The organism is uncultured Ramlibacter sp. (genome assembly GCF_936925435.1).
In the GTDB taxonomy this organism is placed as follows: Bacteria; Pseudomonadota; Gammaproteobacteria; order Burkholderiales; family Burkholderiaceae_C; genus Ramlibacter.
The window spans coordinates 52,121-71,453 of the sequence record NZ_CAKZHQ010000048.1; the positions used below are offsets into that span (position 1 = coordinate 52,121).

At 67.9% G+C, this 19,333-nt stretch carries 14 protein-coding genes; 6 read left to right on the forward strand and 8 right to left on the reverse strand.

Features of this window, described 5'->3' with window-relative positions:
- The first annotated feature begins 59 nt into the window (after window positions 1-59).
- Complete coding sequence (locus tag Q0632_RS18885; RefSeq protein ID WP_298933059.1) at window positions 60-1,406, forward strand: DUF4214 domain-containing protein; 1,347 nt, start codon at window positions 60-62, stop codon at window positions 1,404-1,406.
- Here the strand turns inward: Q0632_RS18885 and Q0632_RS18890 are convergent.
- From Q0632_RS18890 to Q0632_RS18915, 6 genes are all read right to left on the reverse strand, one after another.
- Window positions 1,394-2,320 (reverse strand): glycosyltransferase family 1 protein, encoded by a 927-nt coding sequence (locus Q0632_RS18890; RefSeq protein ID WP_298933061.1) that lies wholly within the window; start codon window positions 2,318-2,320, stop codon window positions 1,394-1,396. The genes Q0632_RS18885 and Q0632_RS18890 overlap by 13 nt on opposite strands.
- Before the next feature lie 251 nt (window positions 2,321-2,571).
- Window positions 2,572-6,678 (reverse strand): glycosyltransferase, encoded by a 4,107-nt coding sequence (locus Q0632_RS18895; protein WP_298933063.1) that lies wholly within the window; start codon window positions 6,676-6,678, stop codon window positions 2,572-2,574.
- Window positions 6,678-7,988, reverse strand: coding sequence for a class I SAM-dependent methyltransferase (locus tag Q0632_RS18900; RefSeq protein ID WP_298933065.1), 1,311 nt, complete (start codon window positions 7,986-7,988; stop codon window positions 6,678-6,680). Before Q0632_RS18900 ends, Q0632_RS18895 begins: the two co-directional genes overlap by 1 nt.
- Window positions 7,989-7,999: 11 nt before the next feature.
- Entirely contained in the window at window positions 8,000-9,247 is a 1,248-nt protein-coding gene (locus tag Q0632_RS18905) for an ABC transporter ATP-binding protein (protein ID WP_298933068.1), read from the reverse strand.
- Complete coding sequence (locus tag Q0632_RS18910; RefSeq protein WP_298933071.1) at window positions 9,247-10,038, reverse strand: ABC transporter permease; 792 nt, start codon at window positions 10,036-10,038, stop codon at window positions 9,247-9,249. The genes Q0632_RS18905 and Q0632_RS18910 overlap by 1 nt, the downstream gene beginning before the upstream one ends.
- Window positions 10,038-11,456 carry a mannose-1-phosphate guanylyltransferase/mannose-6-phosphate isomerase gene (locus tag Q0632_RS18915; protein ID WP_298933074.1) on the reverse strand — a complete coding sequence of 473 codons (1,419 nt, stop codon included), beginning with the start codon at window positions 11,454-11,456 and terminating at the stop codon, window positions 10,038-10,040. Before Q0632_RS18915 ends, Q0632_RS18910 begins: the two co-directional genes overlap by 1 nt.
- Before the next feature lie 133 nt (window positions 11,457-11,589).
- Between Q0632_RS18915 and Q0632_RS18920 the strand changes: the two genes are divergently transcribed.
- The 5 genes from Q0632_RS18920 to slmA all read left to right on the forward strand — a co-directional run bounded on the left by Q0632_RS18920 (window position 11,590) and on the right by slmA (window position 16,627).
- The gene (locus tag Q0632_RS18920) at window positions 11,590-12,696 is read left to right on the forward strand and encodes a glycosyltransferase family 4 protein (protein WP_298933077.1); all 1,107 of its coding nucleotides are present in this window, start codon (window positions 11,590-11,592) and stop codon (window positions 12,694-12,696) included.
- A gap of 29 nt (window positions 12,697-12,725) precedes the next feature.
- Window positions 12,726-13,616, forward strand: a complete 891-nt coding sequence (gene argB / locus Q0632_RS18925; protein ID WP_298933080.1) for an acetylglutamate kinase — start codon at window positions 12,726-12,728, stop codon at window positions 13,614-13,616.
- Window positions 13,617-13,624: 8 nt separating this feature from the next.
- Window positions 13,625-14,326, forward strand: a complete 702-nt coding sequence (locus tag Q0632_RS18930; protein ID WP_298933083.1) for a response regulator transcription factor — start codon at window positions 13,625-13,627, stop codon at window positions 14,324-14,326.
- Window positions 14,327-14,511: 185 nt separating this feature from the next.
- A complete protein-coding gene (locus Q0632_RS18935) occupies window positions 14,512-15,891 on the forward strand; it encodes a sensor histidine kinase (protein WP_298933085.1) in 1,380 nt (459 codons plus the stop codon).
- 100 nt (window positions 15,892-15,991) lie between these two features.
- Window positions 15,992-16,627, forward strand: a complete 636-nt coding sequence (gene slmA, locus Q0632_RS18940; RefSeq protein ID WP_298933087.1) for a nucleoid occlusion factor SlmA — start codon at window positions 15,992-15,994, stop codon at window positions 16,625-16,627.
- Window positions 16,628-16,697: 70 nt separating this feature from the next.
- Here the strand turns inward: slmA and Q0632_RS18945 are convergent, their stop codons facing one another.
- Both Q0632_RS18945 and Q0632_RS18950 read right to left on the reverse strand, forming a co-directional pair.
- A complete protein-coding gene (locus Q0632_RS18945; RefSeq protein WP_298933089.1) occupies window positions 16,698-17,759 on the reverse strand; it encodes a malate/lactate/ureidoglycolate dehydrogenase in 1,062 nt (353 codons plus the stop codon).
- A gap of 29 nt (window positions 17,760-17,788) precedes the next feature.
- Window positions 17,789-19,315, reverse strand: a complete 1,527-nt coding sequence (locus Q0632_RS18950) for a UxaA family hydrolase (protein ID WP_298933092.1) — start codon at window positions 19,313-19,315, stop codon at window positions 17,789-17,791.
- Between the last annotated feature and the right edge of the window lie 18 nt (window positions 19,316-19,333).

The window sequence follows — 19,333 nt, forward strand, 5'->3', positions numbered from 1 at the left end:
GGAGCAGCACGGAACCCCGTCCTGCAGGCTGGCTCGTACACTGCAGTCTGCCGCCCGCCATGTACGAAATCACCAACCGCCTCTCAGCGCCCTACGCGTCCATTTGCTACGTTTTGACAACCTGGGCCGATGGCACGTCGGCCCGCGCCTCTGGCGTGGTGGTGGGCGTCAACGATGTGCTGACGGCGCTGCACGTGGTCTACGACAGCAAGCACGGCTGGGCCAAGTCCGTGACCATCATTCCTGCCGCCGACACCCAGCCGGCCAGTGACCCCTTCGGGCGCTTCGGCGATGTCGGCACCATGGTGGGCCGCGCCAGCAACTGGGACCTGGACGGCGATGGCTTTCTGACGCAGGCCGAGGCGCAGGGCGATATGGCCTTGATCGGCATGACGTCGCGCATCGGCGACATCACCGGCTGGCTGCCCGTTGCCCAGATGCCCAATGACTTCTATGGCCTGATGGCCGGCTACCCGGGTCGAGGCACCGGCATGATGGCCGAGTCGGTCTTTGCGGACGCTTCCAGCAGCTATGGCGTGTACACCATCGAAGCCGGCCTGGGTGCGGGTGCATCCGGCGGCCCCTTGCTGCAAACCGTGGGCGGGGTCAGTTCGGTGGTGGGCGTGCTGTCCAGCGGCAACACCGCCAACACTTCATCCACCTTTGCCGGCCTGTTCACCGCCGGGACCTGGGAGTGGTTGCACAGCGCCATGGCGGCAAATGACCACCTGGTGAGCATCCTGCCGCCCGCTGTGGATTCGACCGGATCGCAGTTCAGCGGCGGCAGCGGCGCGGACACCCTGACGGGGGGCGCAGGCTGGGACACGTTCACCGGCAATGGCGGCGGCGACCTGCTCGATGGCGGCGCGGGCGTGGACACGGCGGTCTTCGCGGGGTTGCGCGACGCCTACGCGCTGACGGTGGCGTCCGCCACCATCGTGGTCGCGGACAGCGTGGCGGTGCGCGACGGCACAGACACGCTGCGCAACATCGAGCGCCTGAAGTTCACTGACGTGTCTGTTGCTTTCGACGTGGCGGGCAGTGCAGGCCAGGCTTACCGGCTCTACCAGGCAGCCTTTGACCGGGTGCCCGACCTGGCCGGCCTGGGCCACCAGATGAAGGCCCTGGACGACGGCTTGGCCCTGTCACAGGTGGCCAACAACTTCCTGCGCAGTCCAGAATTCAGCAGCCGCTATGGCAGCCTGACAGACGCGCAGTTCGTCAGCCAGCTTTACCTGAACGTGCTGCACCGTCCGGCCGAAGCCGCCGGCTTCAATTACCACACGGCGAATCTGGCCAACGGTACGAACACACGTGCCGATGTGGTCGCCGGTTTTTCCGAATCGCCCGAGAACCAGGCGGCGGTGATTGGAACCATCCAGAACGGGATGGCCTACACGGTCTGAGGCGGGCGCTGCGCCGGCGCCGTGGACAGGCCGATGGCCTCCAGCAGCGACGCGGTTGCGACGTTCCATTCGCGCACAGCGCCGCCGCCCGGTGCGCCGTGCCGTCCGGCAAGTGCCTGTTGCAAGGCCTGCGCCATGTCCTGGGCCAGCGGCTGGCAAAGCTGCACAGGCGCCCCCTTGCCCAGGCGGCGGACCACTTCGCGGTGCACGGCGGTGTCGCTGGCAATGACGGGCGTGCCCGTGCCCGCCGCCTCTGCCAGAGGCAGGCCATAGCCTTCGTTGGCCGAGGGGTAGAACACCGCTGCTGCGTGGCGGTAACACCAGTCCAGCTGCGCATCCGTGCACTCGGACAGCCACAGCAGCTGGCGCTGCCATTGCGGCAGCCGGGACAACTCCTCCATGAACGGATCCATCAGCCAGCCGCGTTGGCCCAGGAACAGGGCGCCCAGCTTGCTGCCCTGGTCCCACAGCATCCGCAGGGCGGCCAGGGTGAGCGCATGGTTCTTGCGCGGTTCTATGGTGCCCACCTGCAGCACGAAGGGGCGCGAGCCGTCGCGCCAGTCCTTGGGCAAGGCCGGCGGCGCAACGGGAGCGCCTTGCCAGATGCGGTGACCGGGCGTGACCACCGTGGCCAGGGGCGCCTGCAAGCCTTGCTCGCCAACCCAGTCCTGCAAATCCCTGGCCACCACCTGCGACAGGCAGACCACTTGTTGCGCCCGCGGGAGAACTTGCTGGAGATAGCGCCTAAACCGTTCACCGACCCCGGGCGCAAACCACTTTGGCTGGCGCAACGACAGCAGGTCGTATACCACCACCGTGATGCGGGCGCGGCTTTGCAGCAGCTGGGCGAGTGCCTCCCATTGGCCGGTATGCCAGAACCTGTCGGCCAGCAGAACATGCGTGGTTTCATCCAAAACGGCTTGTCCTCCGGCCGGGCCCTCCAAGGCCAGCGCGCCAAGCCCTTCCAGCGCATGGGCCGGCAGGCAAGCCCGGCTGGTCCAGCGGCCGCGGCTGTCCGCCACGACCAGTCCCACCTGCCGCGTGCCCAATTGCGCCGCGGCGTGCCGCACCGTCCGCCGCACATACCGCTGGATGCCTGTGTACTGGCTGCACGCCAGGGTGTGCGTGCAATCCACATACAGGCGCTGCGCAGGGACTGCGATGGCTATGGCGCTGGCCCCCCTGGGCCCTGCGGTGCTTGGTCCAAGAGCTGGCGCTTGAGCTGCTCGGCGCTCTGCGCCCAGGTCTGCCAGGGCATTCCCAGCGAGCGTGGGTGCTGGCCCTGGCGGTACAGCGTCAACCATCCCTTCAGCGCGCCAGCCAATGCATCGGCACGGTCGTCCTGGAAATAGAAGGCGTGGTCGCCCGCGACTTCTCTGAACACCGGCAGGTCGCGCGCCACAAGGGCCATGCCGTGCTGGGCCGCTTCGATCAGTGGCAGGCCGAAGCCCTCGCCCTGGGAGGCCAGAACGAGGCAAATGCAGGCGCCGTACAGCTGCTCAAGATACTCATCGCTGGCGTCTTCCACCCAGAACAGGCGCACATCACGCTGGGGATGGTGCCGCAGGCGTTCGATCAGCGGCTCCACGCGCCAGCCCGGCCTGCCCACGATGCACAGCTGCACATCCTGCCCCATGGTCCATAGCTGCTCGAAGGCGTCGAGCACCTGGGCATGGCTCTTGCGCGGCTCGATCGTGCCGACCATCAGGAAGCTTGGTCGCTCGCGTATCTGGGCGAGCTGTTCCGCGGCATCGAAGGGCAGGCCGCTGCTGGACAAGGCGCGCCTGAGGTCGGCTCCCAGGTGCACCGCAGAGATGTGCGGCATGCCTTGCGCCGTTTTTCGGGATGGGTGCTGGAGCCAGGCCGCCAATTCGTCGGCGATGGCCTGCGAGATGCAGATGGCGAAATCGGCCTGCGCCACGACTTCCAGCCAGCGCGCATGGTCCCTCGCCCCGCTGTCGACAAAGCACTCGGGCAGCTGAATTGGCAGCAGGTCGTACACCATGAAGCCGGTCTTCACGCCCTGGCTGCGTAGCGCGGCCAAGTAGCTGGACTGGGCCGGAACGATGTGCGGCTGAAGATCCAGGCCAAAGAAGAGGTCGCCGGCACGGGGTTCGATGCGATCACCCTGTGGCCGCGCACTTTCGATGCCGGCCAGCTGCAATGCATAGCGTTGCGCCACACGGTAGCCGGGCTCCTCCTTGGTGGCGTACACCGGCACCACGCACACATCCGGTGGCGGGTTGAGCAGCAGTGCCATCAGGTAGTTTTTGACGACCCGCTGGATTCCAGAGCGAGAGTCGCGCTGGACCAGTTCCGAAATATCGATGAACCATTGGCGCTGGCCCCCTGTGGTTGCGATGGCGGCAAGCACAGCCCAGGCAAGTGCAGGGTCGCCTTCCCGCGGCAGGTGCAGCGCAGCCAGGCCGAGCGCATCGGCCTGTGGCGGCAGCGGCGCCGGCGCCGCGTCAGCTTGCGTTGGAACTAGCCACAGGTCATCCCGCCGCACATCGATCGGGTCGTCCGCCAGCAGCCCGCCCGGGCAGCTGAGCTGCCTGAGCATGTCGCTGCGAGCGTATCGCCATTCACCGGGGTGCCTTTCATAGACAGGCTCCACGCGCCAGCCTGGCAGCGCCTTGTCCATCAGGCCGCGCAGCAGGGCTGGCAGCTCGTGGGGCGCTCCCAGTCGGTGCCCGGTGGTGTCCACCAGCAGTTGGCGGGCTGGGCGGCCTTCAGGCATGTTGTGGGCGATGGCCCGTGCCAGGCCTGCGAAGAGGGCGTCGCCAGCGTCCGCAGGCATCGCCTCGGCCAACGCAGACACCAGCGAGCGCCTGCCGGCAGCGGCAAGCTGCGAGAATTTTTCGATGGCTTGCGCATAGGCTGCTGCGCAGGCGGCTGGTGCATGCTGCGTGTGCACGATGCCGCGGCTTCGCTCCTGCATCTGCGCCCGTCGCTCGGGGTGCCGCCAGAGCGACTCCAGCGCCAGGGTCAGTTGCGCATCGGTGAATTCCTGCGGCAGCAGGCACACGGCCTCGGGGTCGAGATCGGCCATCGAGCCTTCCCGATTGGCGATGGTTGGCAAGCCGTGGTTCATGCAGTCCAGAACGGCGGCCGAGGTTTCACCGCGCGACAGGCCGCGCAGCTGGACGGCCATGTCGGCCGCGGCCAGGTAGTCGCTGTATGTGGCACTGTCGGTCCAGCCGGTGACTCGCACATTGCCGGGAGCGCTCTGCAACTGCTGGCCGAAGGCCTTGCCATAGGGGCTTTGCTGGGGCTCTCCGACAAACAGCAGCTGGCATGCGGGCGCAGTGGCCAGGGCGCTGTCCCGCCAGGCCTGCAGCAGGCGGTGATTGAGCTTGGTCGGGCCGAGAAGGCCAAAACTGCACACCACGAAGTCCTCCGGCGCCAAACCCAGGCGGGCGCGGGCAGCTTCGCGCTCGATGGCGCGGGGTGGCGCACGCAGCAGCGGCACCAGGGCCCAGTTCTCGCTCGCGTCCGGCCCGTACCATTGGTTCGCAAGGCGCAGCGCGTGCCGGGAATGCACGATGACGCCAAGGGCCTGCCGCAACACTTCGAAGTTCGCGGGATACGCGAAAACGACGTCGGCCGGCTCGCGACGGAATCGCTCTGCCAGCGCCGGCCAGCCGTGTGACTCGTAAAGCGCTCGCGACCAGAACGGCTGCCCCTCGGAGTGGACTTCGCGATGTGCCACCAGGCCGCTCAGATAGAAATCGTGCAGAACGACCACGCCTGGATGGCGTTCCAGCAGGGGGAACATGTACTGGTGGTAGGCGGAGTTGCCGAACTGGTACAGGATGCGGTCGTAACTGTGGCCATGCTCCAAAAACCAGTCCGCGCTGCGCTGCGCAGTGAAGGAGCCGGCCGGCATCGCCTCCAGCGTGGGCTGTTCCAGCACGAGATCGATGTCGTAGTGCCGCGCCAGTTCAGGAAGCAGTTGCGCGCTGAAGTCGGCGATGCCGCTTCGCTGTGGCGGCATCGGCGAGACAAAGGCCATCCGGGGTTTGGCGGTGACGGCCGCCGGCTGCATGCGCGGCGGCGGCGCAAGCTTTTCCAGCGCTGCCAGCGCGGTGCGGGCGCTGGCATCCCAGCTGAAGCGCTCCGCCTGCTGCCGGCCGTGCCGGGCCAGGCCGTCGCGCAGTGCATCGTCTTGCAGATACTGCAGGATCTTGGCCGTGATCGACGCGTCCGAGCCTGCGTCGAACAAGGCGTCGGCGTGGCCGATGACCTCGGGGATGCTGCTGTTGTGCGCGCCGATGGTGGGCGCGCCGCAGCGCATCGCTTCGAGGGCCGGCAGGCCGAAGCCTTCGTGCCGAGAGGGAAAGACGAACAGCTTGCACAGGCGGTACAGGTCGACCAGGTCTTCTTCCGCGACGAATCCCGTGAGCACGACGCTGCCGGAAGCCAGGCCGTGGTCCTGCATCAGCTGTTCCAGCGTTTTCCGGTCCGAGTCGCGCACCGCGCAGACGATGGCCAGCTGGTGCGCGGCCAGCACACTGGCTGGAAGCGCGGCCCAGGCGCGGATCAGGCCTTCGATGTTTTTCCGGTGGTCGATGCCGCCGGTGTACATGGCAAAGGGCCTCGCCAGTGCGTGGCGCCCGCGCAGCGCCGCTTCGCGCCCGGCATCGACTGCCGCGGCGGTGAAGTGCTCGTCGGCGGCCGAAGAAATGTTCACCACCTGGGAGGGCATCAGGCCCAATCTGTCGAGGCCTTCCTGTCGCGAAGATTCCGAAATCGCCAGCAGGAGATCGGCGCGCCGCAGGTGCTCAAATTTTTCTCCGTATTCCGTCTTTGCCTGTTCCGTGTCCAGGTAGATGTGCGGGTAGATGTGCGGGATCAGGTCGTACAGCGTGACCGCGGTGCGAAAACCCGCCTTGGTCAGCGCGATGCTGGAGACCGAGTGGATGCCGCTCTCAAACATGCTTGCCACATGCACCACATCTGGCTGCAACGCAGCGAGAAACGCTTCGCGCACCAGTTCGGCGGCGCGCCGTTGCGCCGCAGGGGCACCAGCGACCGCCAGCGCAGGCAGGGTCGCGTGCCAGACGTGGATGTGGTCCCGGGGAAGCAAGCCTTCGAAGGTGTCGCGCAGCGCCCAGATGGTGTCTGCGAACGCGCCATTGAGTGCGATGTGGATGTCGTGGTCGCCGCGGTGATGCAGCATCGCCTTGGCCAGGGAGACCGCATAGCGGCCGATGCCCCGATGCCGTGAACCGGGCGACTGCGCCGCCTGCAAGTCGATGACGATACGCATTAACGGCTTCCTTGCAGTGCTTTTCCGCTTTTCGCCTGTTCTTGCGCCATTGCGCTGCGCAGGGCCGTCTCGACACGCATGGCGGCAGGCGTGAGATCGGATTCCAGTGCAACGTGGCCCACTGACGGCCTGAAACGCGCCAGGACCTTGGAAGTCAGGCCGCCCAGGCCGACCGCATGCAGCGCTCTGGAGGCCGCCTGCCGCGCTTTCGGGTAGCGCCGGGCGAGCCGCTGGGCGGGCCGCAGGCCAGCCCTGGCCGTCTTGCCGGCCAGCCGCCGCATCCGCCGCACCGGGCCTTGCTGGCGCAATGCCCGGGCCTGGTCGGCGGCCCAACGCAGCGGCGCCGTGATGCGCCAGGAGCTGCTTTGGTACACCGCGGTCAATGCATCGCGGGAGCGTTGCAGTTCGGCCTGCACCCGCTGCTCCATCAGGGCGACGCGTTCCACCCCGGCATCGATGGCCACCCGCGTTTGCTCGACCTGCGCCCGCACCGCCACCGCCGCGTCGCGCGCGGCGATGGTGCGCTCCTCATTGCGGCGCATGCGCCGGATCCACTGGGATTCATGGCGCTCGGCCAGGTTGTTCAGGGTGACGCCATGTTCTTCTGCGAACGCCTCGTTCATGGCCATCCATCCAGGATCCATGGGAGAGATTCCCGCTGCCGCTTTCTGGGCAACAACCGCATAGTCGGGGCTGACGCCGGCCAGCACATCGATCAGCGTGACCGAAGCCAGCCCGCGCACTTGCGGGCTCTCCTGCAAGCGCAGCGTCGCAACCCGGCCAAAACCCAGGAACTCGGCCAGGAACGCGAGGAGCGGGGAGGGAATCGGCCGCTCGTGGGTCGGGTCCATGTAGAAACCGCTGGCGCCTACCGCGAGATTGTCCGGATTGGGTGTTTCCAGAATGAGCAGGCCGCCCGGTCGCAGCACACGCAGCGCCTCCGCGACGAGTATCTGCACCTGCTCGAACGGCAGGTGCTCGACCAGATGAAAGGCGGACACGGCAAGCTGGCTGCCGTCTGCGAGCGCCTTGAGAAAGGCAAGGGCATCGCCCCGCTGCACATCGAGGCCGCGTTCAACGCAGGCCGCCAGCATGTCCTGGTCCAGGTCCACCCCACGGGCCGCGATGCCTTCGCCGCGCAGCAGCTCCAGCCACTCACCGCGCCCGCACCCCAGGTCCGTGACGGGCGCGTCGGGATGAAGCTGCCGCGCCGCCCGCAAAAAGGGAAGGTACACGCCCAGCCGCTGCCCGATGGTGTCGCGCGAGCCGCGGTGCCGGTCTTCGAAGGCCCGGTAGAAATTGGGACTCATGGTGGGTTCGCTCAGGGGGTTGTGGTTGCGTGGGCCAGCTGCACGTCGACGGTGGCTTCGGTGGGGAGATGGACGGTGCCCACGAACGGCGGCACCGACAGGTTGACGACCTTGAACACAAGAGCCAGGTCGCGCCATTCGTAGTTGCGCGTCATGTGCGTCTCCGAATCGTGCACGGCCACCGCGACCGAGTAGCTTCCCTCGCCGAGACTGGCGTGGAACCGGAAGTGCAGAAGGAGCGTGTCGCCGGCGTCCAGCGGCCCCCGCGCCTGGCCCAGGTGGTGCGTGTTGGTGCCGTAGACCGGCTGGCCCAGGCGGTCCTTGAGCATGTAGCCCACGACCAGCCGATCCACCGGGCTCAGCACCCGCACGCCCACTTCCAGCGCCACTGGCGCGCCAACGCCAACCGTGTCCACCGGCTGGCCCGAAGCATCCAGCAGGCGGATGCTCTCGATCGCGGCCTCGCCCGTGCCCGACACGGTCTGGATGCGCCCATCCTCGGTCTCCTGCTGGCGCACGGTGCTGTTCTCTTTCTCGGCGATGAGGGCGTTGTAGTAGTCCATCACGGCTTCCGGCGCGCCCTGCATGGCCAGGCGTCCGGCGTTGAGCAGGATGGCCTCGTCACAGATGGACTGGATCGCGGCCTTGTCGTGCGACACCAGCAGCAGCGTCGTGCCCTGCTCGCGAAAGGCCCGGATGCGATCGAAGCTCTTGTGCTGGAAGTAGGCGTCGCCCACCGACAGGGCCTCGTCCACGATCAGCACGTCCGGCCGCACCGCGGTGGCCACGCTGAAGGCCAGGCGCATCTGCATGCCGCTGGAATACACGCGCACGGGCTGGTCGATGTAGTCACCCACCTCGGCAAAGGATTCGATCTCGGGCATCAGGCGCTCGATGTCCTCCATCGACAGGCCCAGCAGCTGGCCGGCCATGACCACGTTCTGGCGCCCGCTGAAGTCGGGGTGGAAGCCCATGCCCAGCTCCAGCAGCGCCGCGACGCGGCCGGTGATCTGCACGCTGCCCGTGGTCGGCTGGGTGGTGCCGGTGATCATCTTGAGCAGGGTGCTTTTGCCGGCGCCATTGATGCCGATGATGCCCAGCGCGCGCCCGGGCGCGACGGTGAAGGCGATGTCCTGCAGCACCCACTTGAGCCGGTGCTGCTGCGGCACGAACGGCAGCAGCCATTCGGCCAGGCGGGCCCAGCGGCTGGGGTATTGCTTGTAGGCCTTGCCCAGGCCGGTGACAGTGATCATGCCCATCAGAGTTCGTCCACCAGTTCGCCCGCATGCCTGCGGAACAGGCGCAGCCCGAACATGCACAGCAGCATGCCCAGCAGGAGCACAGGCGCCAGCCGCCACCAGTCGGGCCAGCGGCCGTGCACCAGGATCTCCTGGCAGGCGCCGATCAGCCGGCCCATGGGGTTGAAGCCCAGGTAGCGCTGGACCGGCTCGGGCAGGATGTTGGCGGGATAGACGATGGGCGTGAGCCAGAACCAGAACTGCAGGAAGATGCCGAAGAACTGGCCGATGTCGCGGAAAAAGACATTCAAGATGCCCAGGGTGACGCCCAGGCCGATGGCGAACAGCACCAGCACGGCCAGCACGGGCAGCAGGCCCAGGTAGGCCCAGCCCGGGAAGTTGCCGCTGAGCACCAGGAAGGCCGTGAACAGCGAAAAGACGATGGCGAAATTGAGCAGCGCGCTTGTCACCACCGTCAGCGGCAGGCTCATGCGCGGGAAATTGAGCTTCTTGAGCAGGCCGGCGTTGTCCAGGAAGACGGTCTGGGCGCGCCCCGTGATCTCGGCGAACAGGCCCCAGGTCAGCAGGCCGGCGCACAGATAGATGCTGTAGGCAAAGCTGCTGTCCGTGCCCGGCAGGCGCGCGCGCATCACCTGCGAGAAGATGACCGTGTAGACCACGATCATCGCCAGCGGATTCAGGACGGTCCAGGCGGCGCCCAGCAGGGAGTTCTGGTAGCGCGACTGGAATTCGCGCCGGACGCTACCGAGGATGAAACCGCGGTAGGCCCACAGGGACCGGAGCATGGCCATCAGGCGCGCCCATAGCTGTCTGCCAGGCGGACGATGTCATCCTCGCCCAGATAGGTGCCGCATTGCACCTCGATGAGCACCAGTTCCTCGGTGCCGATGTTGGACAGGCGGTGCTTTTCCTTGAGCGGAATGTAGCGGTACTGGCCGGGCTCGGTGCGCAGTTCCTTGTCGCCCACCTGCACCAGGCCGATCCCCTGCACGACCACCCAGTGCTCGGCGCGCTGGTGGTGGTACTGCAAGGAGAGCGACTCCCCCGGCTTGACGGTGATGCGCTTGACCTTGTAGCCGGCCTCTTCCTTGAGCGTGGCGTAGCTGCCCCAGGGACGCTGCACGGCGGCGGGCAGCTGGGTGCTCTCATGGCCGCGCGCCTTGAGTGCGTCCACCACCGACTTGATCTTCTGGGCCGAGTCCTTGTGGGCCACCAGCAGGGCGTCGGGCGTGTCGACGATGACCAGGTCCTTGACGCCCACGGTCGCCACGACCTTGGGTCCGTGGCTCTCGACCTGCACATGCGTGCCCTGGGTGTCGACCGAGACCACGTCGGCGGCGAAGGTGTTGCCGCTGGTGTCGGCGGTGTGCGCCTGCGACACGGCGGGCCAGGAGCCCACGTCGCTCCAGCCGAACTTGGCGGGGACCACGCTGACGTTGGCGGCCTTTTCCATCACCGCATAGTCGATGCTGATATCGGGCTGCAAGCCGAACACATGGGCGTCGAAGCGGGTCACATTGCCTTGGAGCGTGCCGGACTTCAGGGCGTCGCGGGCCGCTGCCAATGCGTGTGGCGCATGCTGGGCCAGGGCGTCCACCATGGTCTGCGCCGTGAAGCAGAACATGCCGCTGTTCCAGTAATAGCGGCCGGTGGCCAGGTAGGCCTGGGCCGTCGGCAGGTCCGGCTTTTCGACAAAGCGCAGGACCGGCTGGCTCTGGCGCGTCACATGCTCGACTTCCAGGTAGCCAAAGCCCGTGTCCGGGCCGGTGGGATGGATGCCGAAAACCACCAGCTGGCCCTTCAGGGCCAGTTCCGCCGCCTCCATGGCGCAGGCCACGAAGGCCGGTGTGTCCGGGATCAGGTGGTCGGCCGCGAGCACCACCATGACAGTGTCGGGGCCGTGGGTCTGCAGGCAGTGCAGGGCGGCCAGCGCGATCGCCGGGCCGGTATTGCGGCCCTTGGGCTCGAGCAGGAATTGCGTATGGGGCGGGTCGGCCAGCTGGTCGATCACGCCCTTGGTCAGGAACAGATGGTCCTGGTTGGTGATCACCAGAAGCTCGTCGGTGCCGCAGGCCTGGCCACGGCTGATGGCTTGCTCGAGCAGCGTGGGCCCACCCAGTTTCATGAATGGTTTGGGATAGGCCTGGCGCGAGACGGGCCACAGCCGGGTGCCTGCGCCTCCGGAAAGTACGACCGATACAAGCTTCATGAGGTGCTGGTCCCTGGGGTTCGTGGACCGGGCATTTTAGCTGCGGCCCAGGCGCCGGGGCCCGGGACCGGGCTGCGGCCGCTGCGCGATGCGAGAATAGAGCCCATAACAACTACGAACAGAGAGACAGGCAATGCTCATTCTGTTGCTTTTGAGCGGTGCCGTATCCGCGATGCTGTGTGCTGTCCTGCTGCGCCTGGGACAGGCCAGCGGGCGGCGCTACAGCCTGACCATGCCGCAGCGCTTCCATGCCGGCCACGTGCCGCGGCTGGGGGGCGTGGCCATGATGGCGGCCTGCACCGTGGGCTGGATCTGGATGGCTGGCGCCGAGCGTTACCTGGCTGTGACCAACAGCATCAACTTTCCATGGGCCATGGCGTTCTCATGGTGGCTGGTGGCGATGATTCCCGTGGCCAGCGGCGTCAGCGAGGACCTGACGCACCGCCTGACGGCGGCCTGGCGCCTGCTCCTGACCCTGCTGGCGGGGGTGGTGGCGACCTGGGTGCTGGGGCTGCACATCTCAGGCCTGGGCCTGGGCCTGGTCGATTCGCTGTGGCGGGCCAGTGCCTGGCCCGGCATCATCCTGGCCGTGCTCGCCGTCGCCGGTCTGCCCCATGCCTTCAACCTCATCGATGGCTACAACGGCCTGGCCGGCATCGTGGCAATGATCTGCTGCTTTGCGCTGGCCTATGTCGCGCTGCTGGTGGGTGACCGCCAGCTGGCCGCGGTGGTCCTGGTGCTGGCCGGCGCGACGGCCGGTTTCCTGCTGTGGAACTACCCGCGCGGCCTGATCTTCGCGGGCGACGGCGGCGCTTACCTGTGGGGCGTGGTCATCGCCGTGGCCAGCGTGCAGCTGGTGCAGCGCTACCCCCAGGTCTCGCCCTGGTTCCCGGTGCTGCTGCTGATCTACCCGGTGTGGGAAACGGTCTTTTCCATCTACCGCAAGGCCGTGCGCGGCCAGTCGCCCGGCGTGGCCGACGCCCTGCACTTCCACCAGCTGATTTACCGGCGCATCGTGCGTGGGGTGTTCGACCACGACGAGGCGCGCCGCATGCTGATGCGCAACAACCGCACCTCGCCCTACCTGTGGGGTTTCACCTTGCTGACGGTGCTGCCGGCCGTGGTGTTCTGGCAGAACACGCCGGTGCTGATGGCGTTTGCCGCGCTGTTCGTGCTGACTTACGTCTACGCCTACATCGCCATCGTCCGCTTCAAGGTGCCGCGCTGGCTCAGGAGATAATTTACCGATTGAACCAGCCGGACGCCGCCATGACTGCCCTTCCCGACATTGCCCCGCGCGACAAAGCCGAAATCCTGGCCCAGGCGCTGCCCTACATCCGCAAGTTCCATGGCAAGACCATGGTCATCAAGTACGGCGGCAACGCCATGACCGACCCGGAGCTGCAGGCCGACTTCGCCGAGGACGTGGTGCTGCTCAAGCTGGTTGGCATGAACCCGGTGGTGGTGCACGGTGGCGGCCCGCAGATCGAGACCGCGCTCAACCGCCTGGGCAAGAAGGGCGAGTTCATCCAGGGCATGCGCGTCACCGACGAGGAAACCATGGAGGTGGTCGAGTGGGTGCTGGCCGGCCAGGTGCAGCAGGACATCGTCGGCCTGATCAACCAGGCCGGCGGCAAGGCCGTGGGCCTGACCGGCCGCGACGGCGGCCTGATCCGCGCGCAAAAGCTCAAGATGCCGGACAACAACGACCCGACCAAGCACCACGACGTCGGCCTGGTCGGCGACATCGTCTCCATCGACCCCAGCGTGGTCAAGGCCCTGCAGGACGACCAGTTCATCCCCGTCATCAGCCCGATCGGCTTCGGCGAGAACAACGAGAGCTACAACATCAATGCCGACGTGGTGGCCGGCAAGCTGGCCACCGTGCTCAAGGCCGAGAAGCTGATGCTGCTGACCAACACGCCCGGCGTGCTGGACAAGAACGGCAAGCTGCTGACCAACCTGACCGCCCGCGAAATCGACGAGCTGTTCGCCGACGGCACCATCTCCGGCGGCATGCTGCCCAAGATCGCCGGCGCCCTGGACGCGGCCAAGAGCGGCGTCAACTCGGTCCACATCATCGACGGCCGCGTGCCGCATTCCATGCTGCTGGAAATCCTGACCGAGCAGGCCTACGGCACGATGATCCGAAGCCACTAGGCACAAGCATGCGCCTGCTCCTGGTCGAGGACGATGTGATGGTGGCCAGCGGCATCAAGCTGGGGCTGTCGGACGCCGGCTACGCGGTCGACTGGCTGGGCAGCGGCGAGCGCGCCGAAGAGGTGCTGCGCACCGAGGTCTTCGACGCCGCCATCATCGACATCGGCCTGCCGGGTGTGGACGGCCTGGAGCTGACGCGCCGGCTGCGCCGCCCGGAGATGGCCAGCCACGCCATGCCGGTGCTGATCCTGACGGCGCGCGATGCCCTGCACGACCGGGTCCAGGGCCTGGACCTGGGCGCCGACGACTACATGGTCAAGCCCTTCGAGCTGCCTGAGCTGCTGGCCCGGCTGCGCGCACTGCTGCGCCGCTCGCAGGCCGCCACCACGGCGGTGCTGAGCTTCGGCCCGATCGAGCTGGACACGGCCAACCGCCGCGCCGCCGCCCGCCGTGGCGGCCAGCTGACGCCGATCGAGCTGGGCCCGCGCGAGTGGACCGTCATGGAGTACCTGCTGATCCACGCGCCCAAGCCGGCCAGCAAGGACAAGCTGCTGCAGGCCCTGACCGGCTGGGACAAGGAGATCACACCCAACGCGGTCGAGGTCTACATCTCTCGCCTGCGCGGCAAGCTCGAGCCGCACGGCGTGGCCTTGCGCTCCATCCGCGGTTTCGGCTACAGGCTGGAGCTGCAAGACGGCTCCGCGCCTTGAGCGCCGACGGGCCGCCCCTAGGCGCGAAGGCCCCCTCGGGGGGCAGCGAGCCACACGCAGTGGGCGAGCGTGGGGGCACTTTTCACGCCGACGGGCCGCCCCCAGGCGCGAAGGCCCCCTCGGGGGGCGGCGAGCCACACGCAGTGGGCGAGCGTGGGGGCTCATTTGCCGGCGGTCGCGGCCGCATGCTCAGTGCGCTGCGCTGGCGCCTGCTGGTGATGCTGATCTCGCCGCTGCTGCTGCTGGCCCTGCTCAACGCCTGGTTCGACTACCGCTCGGCCGACAACATCGCCGCCCAACAGGACCAGCGCCTGCTGGCCTTGTTGCCGCTGCTGGCCGACTCGGTCATCGGCGACGGTGCCCAGTCCAGTGACCCGCCGCTGCTGCTGATGGTGCCGGTGGTGGAGGAGTTCCTCAAGGACAGGCCCGGCTTCGCGGCCTACGCGGTGATCGACCCGGACGGCAAGGTGCTCCATGGCGAGCCCTGGCTGGCCGGCCTGGTGCCGACCACGCGGGAGCCGGAGTTCCACAGCGAGGAGAACCTGGGCGTGACCTGGCGCATCGTGCGCCAGCGCCAGCAGACGGTGATCGGCGAGGTGGTGGTGGCCCTGGCCGACGGCTCCGACCCGCGCCAGCAGTGGGCCCGCTCCATCCTGCTCAAGGTGCTGCTGCCCAACCTGGTGTTGATCGCGCTGGCCGCCTCTGCCGTCGGTTGGGCGGTCGAACGCGCGCTGCGGCCGCTGCTGGCCCTGAAGGAGGCGGTGGAGCGGCGCTCGCCGCGCGACCTCTCGGCCATCGACGAGCATGCCTCGCCCGAAGAAGTGCGGCCGCTGGTGGCTTCGCTCAACCGCTTGTTCGGCACCGTCAACGCCCAGGCCGAGAGCCAGCGCCGCTTCGTCGCCGACGCCGCCCACCAGCTGCGCACGCCGCTGGCCGGCCTGCAGTCCCAGGTCGAGGCCTGGGCCCAGGCGGCGGGCAACGCCGGCTCGGCCGACGGCACCATCCGACTGACCATCGCCGAGGTCGGCCGGCTGCGCGGCGCAACGCGCCGCACCTCGCAGCTGGCCAACCAGCTGCTGGCCCTGTCGCGCGCCGACGCCCGTGCCATGCAGGCCCAGCCGGTGCAGCGGATCGACCTGAAGGATCTGTGCGAGGCGCTGCTGCAGGAGCACCTGGATGCCGCCACCGCCAAGCGCATCGACCTGGGCCTGGACGTGCAGGCCACGCCGGCGATGGGCCATGAATGGCTGCTGCGCGAGCTGCTGGCAAACCTGGTGGACAACGCCGTGAAGTACACGCCCGAAGGTGGCACCGTCACCATCCGCTGCGGCCTGCGCAGCGGCCAGCCCTTCCTGGAAGTGGAGGACGACGGCCCGGGCGTGGCGCCGCAGGAGCGCGCGCGCGTGCTCGAGCGCTTCTACCGCGTGCAAGGCACGCAGGGCGAGGGCAATGGCCTGGGCCTGGCCATTGCCGACGAGATCGCGCGGGTGCACCACAGCCAGCTGGAGGTGCGCTCCGGCGCGCTCGGGCGTGGGCTGAAGGTCTCGCTGCTGTTGCCGGGGTAAGCGCGCACTTGGCGTGCAGGCCGCGTGTTGGCGCTGCGGCCCTGGAGAAAACCCTGAGCAGCGGTGTGCGAGAATCAATTCCACACACTTTTTGCCCACCATGCCCGACGCCGAACTCAGCACCCCTGATTCCCCTGCCGCCGCGGAACCTGTAGCGCCGGTGCGCAAGCGCCCCAAACCGGGCGAGCGCCGTGTCCAGATCCTGCAGGCGCTGGCGACCATGCTGGAGCAGCCTGGTGCCGAGCGCGTCACCACCGCCGCCCTGGCGGCCCGGCTGGAAGTGAGTGAGGCCGCCCTGTACCGCCACTTCGCCAGCAAGGCCCAGATGTTCGAGGGCCTGATCGAGTTCATCGAGCAGAGCGTGTTCAGCCTGGTCAACCAGATCATGGAGCGTGAGCAGGCCGCCAACGAGCAGGCCGCCCGCATCGTCGCCATGCTGCTGCAGTTCGCCGAGAAGAACCCCGGCATGACCCGGGTGATGGTGGGCGACGCCCTGGTGTTCGAGAACGAGCGCCTGCAACAGCGCATGAACCAGTTCTTCGACAAGATCGAGTCCACCCTCAAGCAGAGCCTGCGCAGCGCCGTCGAAGGCTCGACCACGCCCAGCGTGGACGCCCAGGTGCGCGCCTCGCTGCTCACCGCCTTTGTGGTGGGACGGTTGCAACGCTTCGCCCGCTCGGGCTTCAAGCGCATCCCGTCCGAGCACCTGGAAGCCAGCCTGGCCCAGATGCTCTGAGCCGGCCGGGCTTGCGCCTGCTCTCTTTTCAGTAGCTGCTCAGGCCCATTCCACGGGGCCTGGAGCCTCTTCAGGCACTAATTTCGGTGCCCACCTTGGCGCCGGCCGCGACGATCTCGGCCCAGGTGGCGTCATCGACCACGATGCCTTCGCGCGCGCGCTGGGCCCGCATGCGGCGCTCGGGCTCACCGGCGAACTGCACGCCGTCGTGGCCGGGCGCGGCCGGGCTCTGGCGCAGCCAGTCGATGAAGGCCAGCGACTCCTGCTCGAAGCTGGCCTGGGTGCCCAGTTTGGCCGGATCGACCAGGATGGTGAGCATGCCGTTGATGACGGCGCGCGCGTTGTCGGCCGGTCGGTGCCAGGTGCCGCTGCCGGTGAGCGCGCCACCCAGCAGCTCGCAGGCCACGGCCATGCCATAGCCCTTGTGCTCGCCGAAGGCCATCAGGGCGCCGTACAGGCCGCTGGGCTGGGGCACGACCACCACGCCGGGGTCGTCGGTGGGGCGGCCCTGGTCGTCGATCAGGTAGCCTGGCTCGATGCGCTTGCCCTCATTGTGGGCAACACGCATCTTGCCCTGCGCCACGCGGCTGGTGGCGAAGTCGAGCACGAAGGGTTCCTTGCCGGCCAGCGGTACGCCGATGCAGCAGGGGTTGGTGCCGTAGCGGCCGTCGCCGCCGCCCCAGGGGGCGACCACCGGGCGCGACTGCACGTTGACGAAGTGGATGGAGACCAGGCCTTGTGCCACCGCCATTTCGGCGAAGTGGCCGATGCGGCCCAGATGGTGGGCGTTGGCCAGGGCCAGGATGCAGCTGCCGGTCTGTCTGGCGCGCGCCATGCCCAGCTCCATGGCCTGGGTGCCCACGATCTGGCCGTAGCCGCGCTGGCCGTCCAGGCTGAGCATGCTGCCTGCGTCGAGCAGGGTGCGCGTGCCGGTGTTGGGCGTGAGCCCGCCTTCGAGCACCGCGTCCACATAGCGCGGCACCATGCCCACGCCGTGCGAGTCGTGGCCGCTCAGATTGGCCAGCACCAGGTTGGCGGCGACCGCCTGCGCTTCCTCGGGAAGACTGCCTGCTGCTATCAAAATGCGAGCTACGCGGGCAGTGAGTTCGGGGGCTTGAAGTGTTTTTGGCATGAAATTCTCGGCGGGGCGATGCTACGGGCTTACATCACGGCGCCGACCTGCCAGGGCACGAACTCGTTCTGGCCGTAGCCATGCTGCTCGCTCTTGGACAGTTCGCCCGAGGCGGTGGCCAGCACCAGCTCGAAGATGCGCTGGCCCATCTCCTGCACCGAGGCCTGGCCGTCGATGATTTCGCCGCAGTTGATGTCCATGTCCTCTTCCTGCTTGCGCCACAGCGCGCTGTTGGTCGCCAGCTTGAGGGACGGCGAGGGCGCGCAGCCGTAGGCCGAGCCGCGGCCGGTGGTAAAGCAGATCATGTTGGCGCCGCCCGCCACCTGGCCGGTGGCGCTGACCGGGTCGTAGCCCGGCGTGTCCATGTAGACGAAGCCGTGCGCCGTCACCGGCTCGGCGTACTCGTAGACCGCTTCCAGATTGGTGGTGCCGCCCTTGGCCACCGCGCCCAGGGATTTCTCCAGGATGGTGGTCAGGCCGCCGGCCTTGTTGCCCGGCGAGGGGTTGTTGTTCATCTCGCCCTCGTTGATCTCGGTGTAGCGCTCCCACCAGCGGATGCGCTCGATCAGTTTTTCGCCGACCTCGCGCTTGACGGCGCGGCGCGTCAGCAGGTGCTCGGCGCCATAGACCTCAGGCGTCTCCGACAGGATGGCCGTGCCGCCATGGGCCACCAGCAGGTCCACCGCCGCGCCCAGGGCCGGGTTGGCGCTGATGCCCGAGTAGCCGTCCGAGCCGCCGCATTGCAGGCCGATGGTGATGTGGGCCACGCTGCAGGGCTCGCGCTGGACGTCGTTGGCGCGCGGCAGCATCTCCTTGATCAGGGCGATGCCCTTCTCCACGGTCTTGCGCGTGCCGCCGGTGTCCTGGATGTTGAAGACCTTGAGCGTGTCGCCCTCGCGCAGGCTGGAGTGGGCCAGCCAGGCGTTGATCTGGTTGGCCTCGCAGCCCAGGCCGACGACCAGCACGCCCCAGAAGTTGGCATGGGTGGCATAGCCGGCCAGCGTGCGCTCCAGGATCTGCATGCCCATGCCTTCGGTGTCCATGCCACAGCCCGTGCCGTGGGTCAGGGCCACCACGCCGTCGACGTTGGGGAAGTCCTTCAACGCGGCGGGATTGCTCTGGCGCGAGAAGTGGTCGGCAATCGCCCGCGCGGCGGTGGCCGAGCAGTTCACGCTGGACAGGATGCCGATGTAGTTGCGCGTCGCCACGCGGCCATCGCCGCGCTGGATGCCCATGAACGTGGCCTCTTTCTTGGGCGGCTGCGGCTTGACGTCGGCGCCAAAGGCGTAGTCGCGTTCGAAGTCGCCCTTGTTGGTGCCCATGTCCAGGTTGTGCGTGTGCACGTGCTCGCCGGCGACAATGGGCTTGCTGGCAAAACCGATGATCTGGTTGTAGCGCCGCACCGGCTCGCCGGCGGCGATGGCATGCGTGGCGACCTTGTGGCCCGGCGGGATCAGGCCCTTGATGGTGACGTTCTCGGCCTGCGTGCCGCCGACAAGCTGGGAGCGGGCGATGAGCACATCATCGGCGGGGTGCAATCTGATGAATGGGGTCATGGATTCTCTCGTTCGTGG

Bases quoted from the DNA above. Each gene is read 5' to 3' on its own strand.
- Q0632_RS18885 (WP_298933059.1), top strand. From the start codon at position 60: ATGTACGAAATCACCAACCGCCTCTCAGCGCCCTACGCGTCCATTTGC.
- Q0632_RS18895 (WP_298933063.1), bottom strand. From the start codon at position 6,678: ATGCGTATCGTCATCGACTTGCAGGCGGCGCAGTCGCCCGGTTCACGG.
- Q0632_RS18900 (WP_298933065.1), bottom strand. From the start codon at position 7,988: ATGAGTCCCAATTTCTACCGGGCCTTCGAAGACCGGCACCGCGGCTCG.
- Q0632_RS18905 (WP_298933068.1), bottom strand. From the start codon at position 9,247: ATGGGCATGATCACTGTCACCGGCCTGGGCAAGGCCTACAAGCAATAC.
- Q0632_RS18910 (WP_298933071.1), bottom strand. From the start codon at position 10,038: ATGGCCATGCTCCGGTCCCTGTGGGCCTACCGCGGTTTCATCCTCGGT.
- Q0632_RS18915 (WP_298933074.1), bottom strand. From the start codon at position 11,456: ATGAAGCTTGTATCGGTCGTACTTTCCGGAGGCGCAGGCACCCGGCTG.
- Q0632_RS18920 (WP_298933077.1), top strand. From the start codon at position 11,590: ATGCTCATTCTGTTGCTTTTGAGCGGTGCCGTATCCGCGATGCTGTGT.
- argB (WP_298933080.1), top strand. From the start codon at position 12,726: ATGACTGCCCTTCCCGACATTGCCCCGCGCGACAAAGCCGAAATCCTG.
- Q0632_RS18930 (WP_298933083.1), top strand. From the start codon at position 13,625: ATGCGCCTGCTCCTGGTCGAGGACGATGTGATGGTGGCCAGCGGCATC.
- Q0632_RS18935 (WP_298933085.1), top strand. From the start codon at position 14,512: ATGCTCAGTGCGCTGCGCTGGCGCCTGCTGGTGATGCTGATCTCGCCG.
- slmA (WP_298933087.1), top strand. From the start codon at position 15,992: ATGCCCGACGCCGAACTCAGCACCCCTGATTCCCCTGCCGCCGCGGAA.
- Q0632_RS18945 (WP_298933089.1), bottom strand. From the start codon at position 17,759: ATGCCAAAAACACTTCAAGCCCCCGAACTCACTGCCCGCGTAGCTCGC.
- Q0632_RS18950 (WP_298933092.1), bottom strand. From the start codon at position 19,315: ATGACCCCATTCATCAGATTGCACCCCGCCGATGATGTGCTCATCGCC.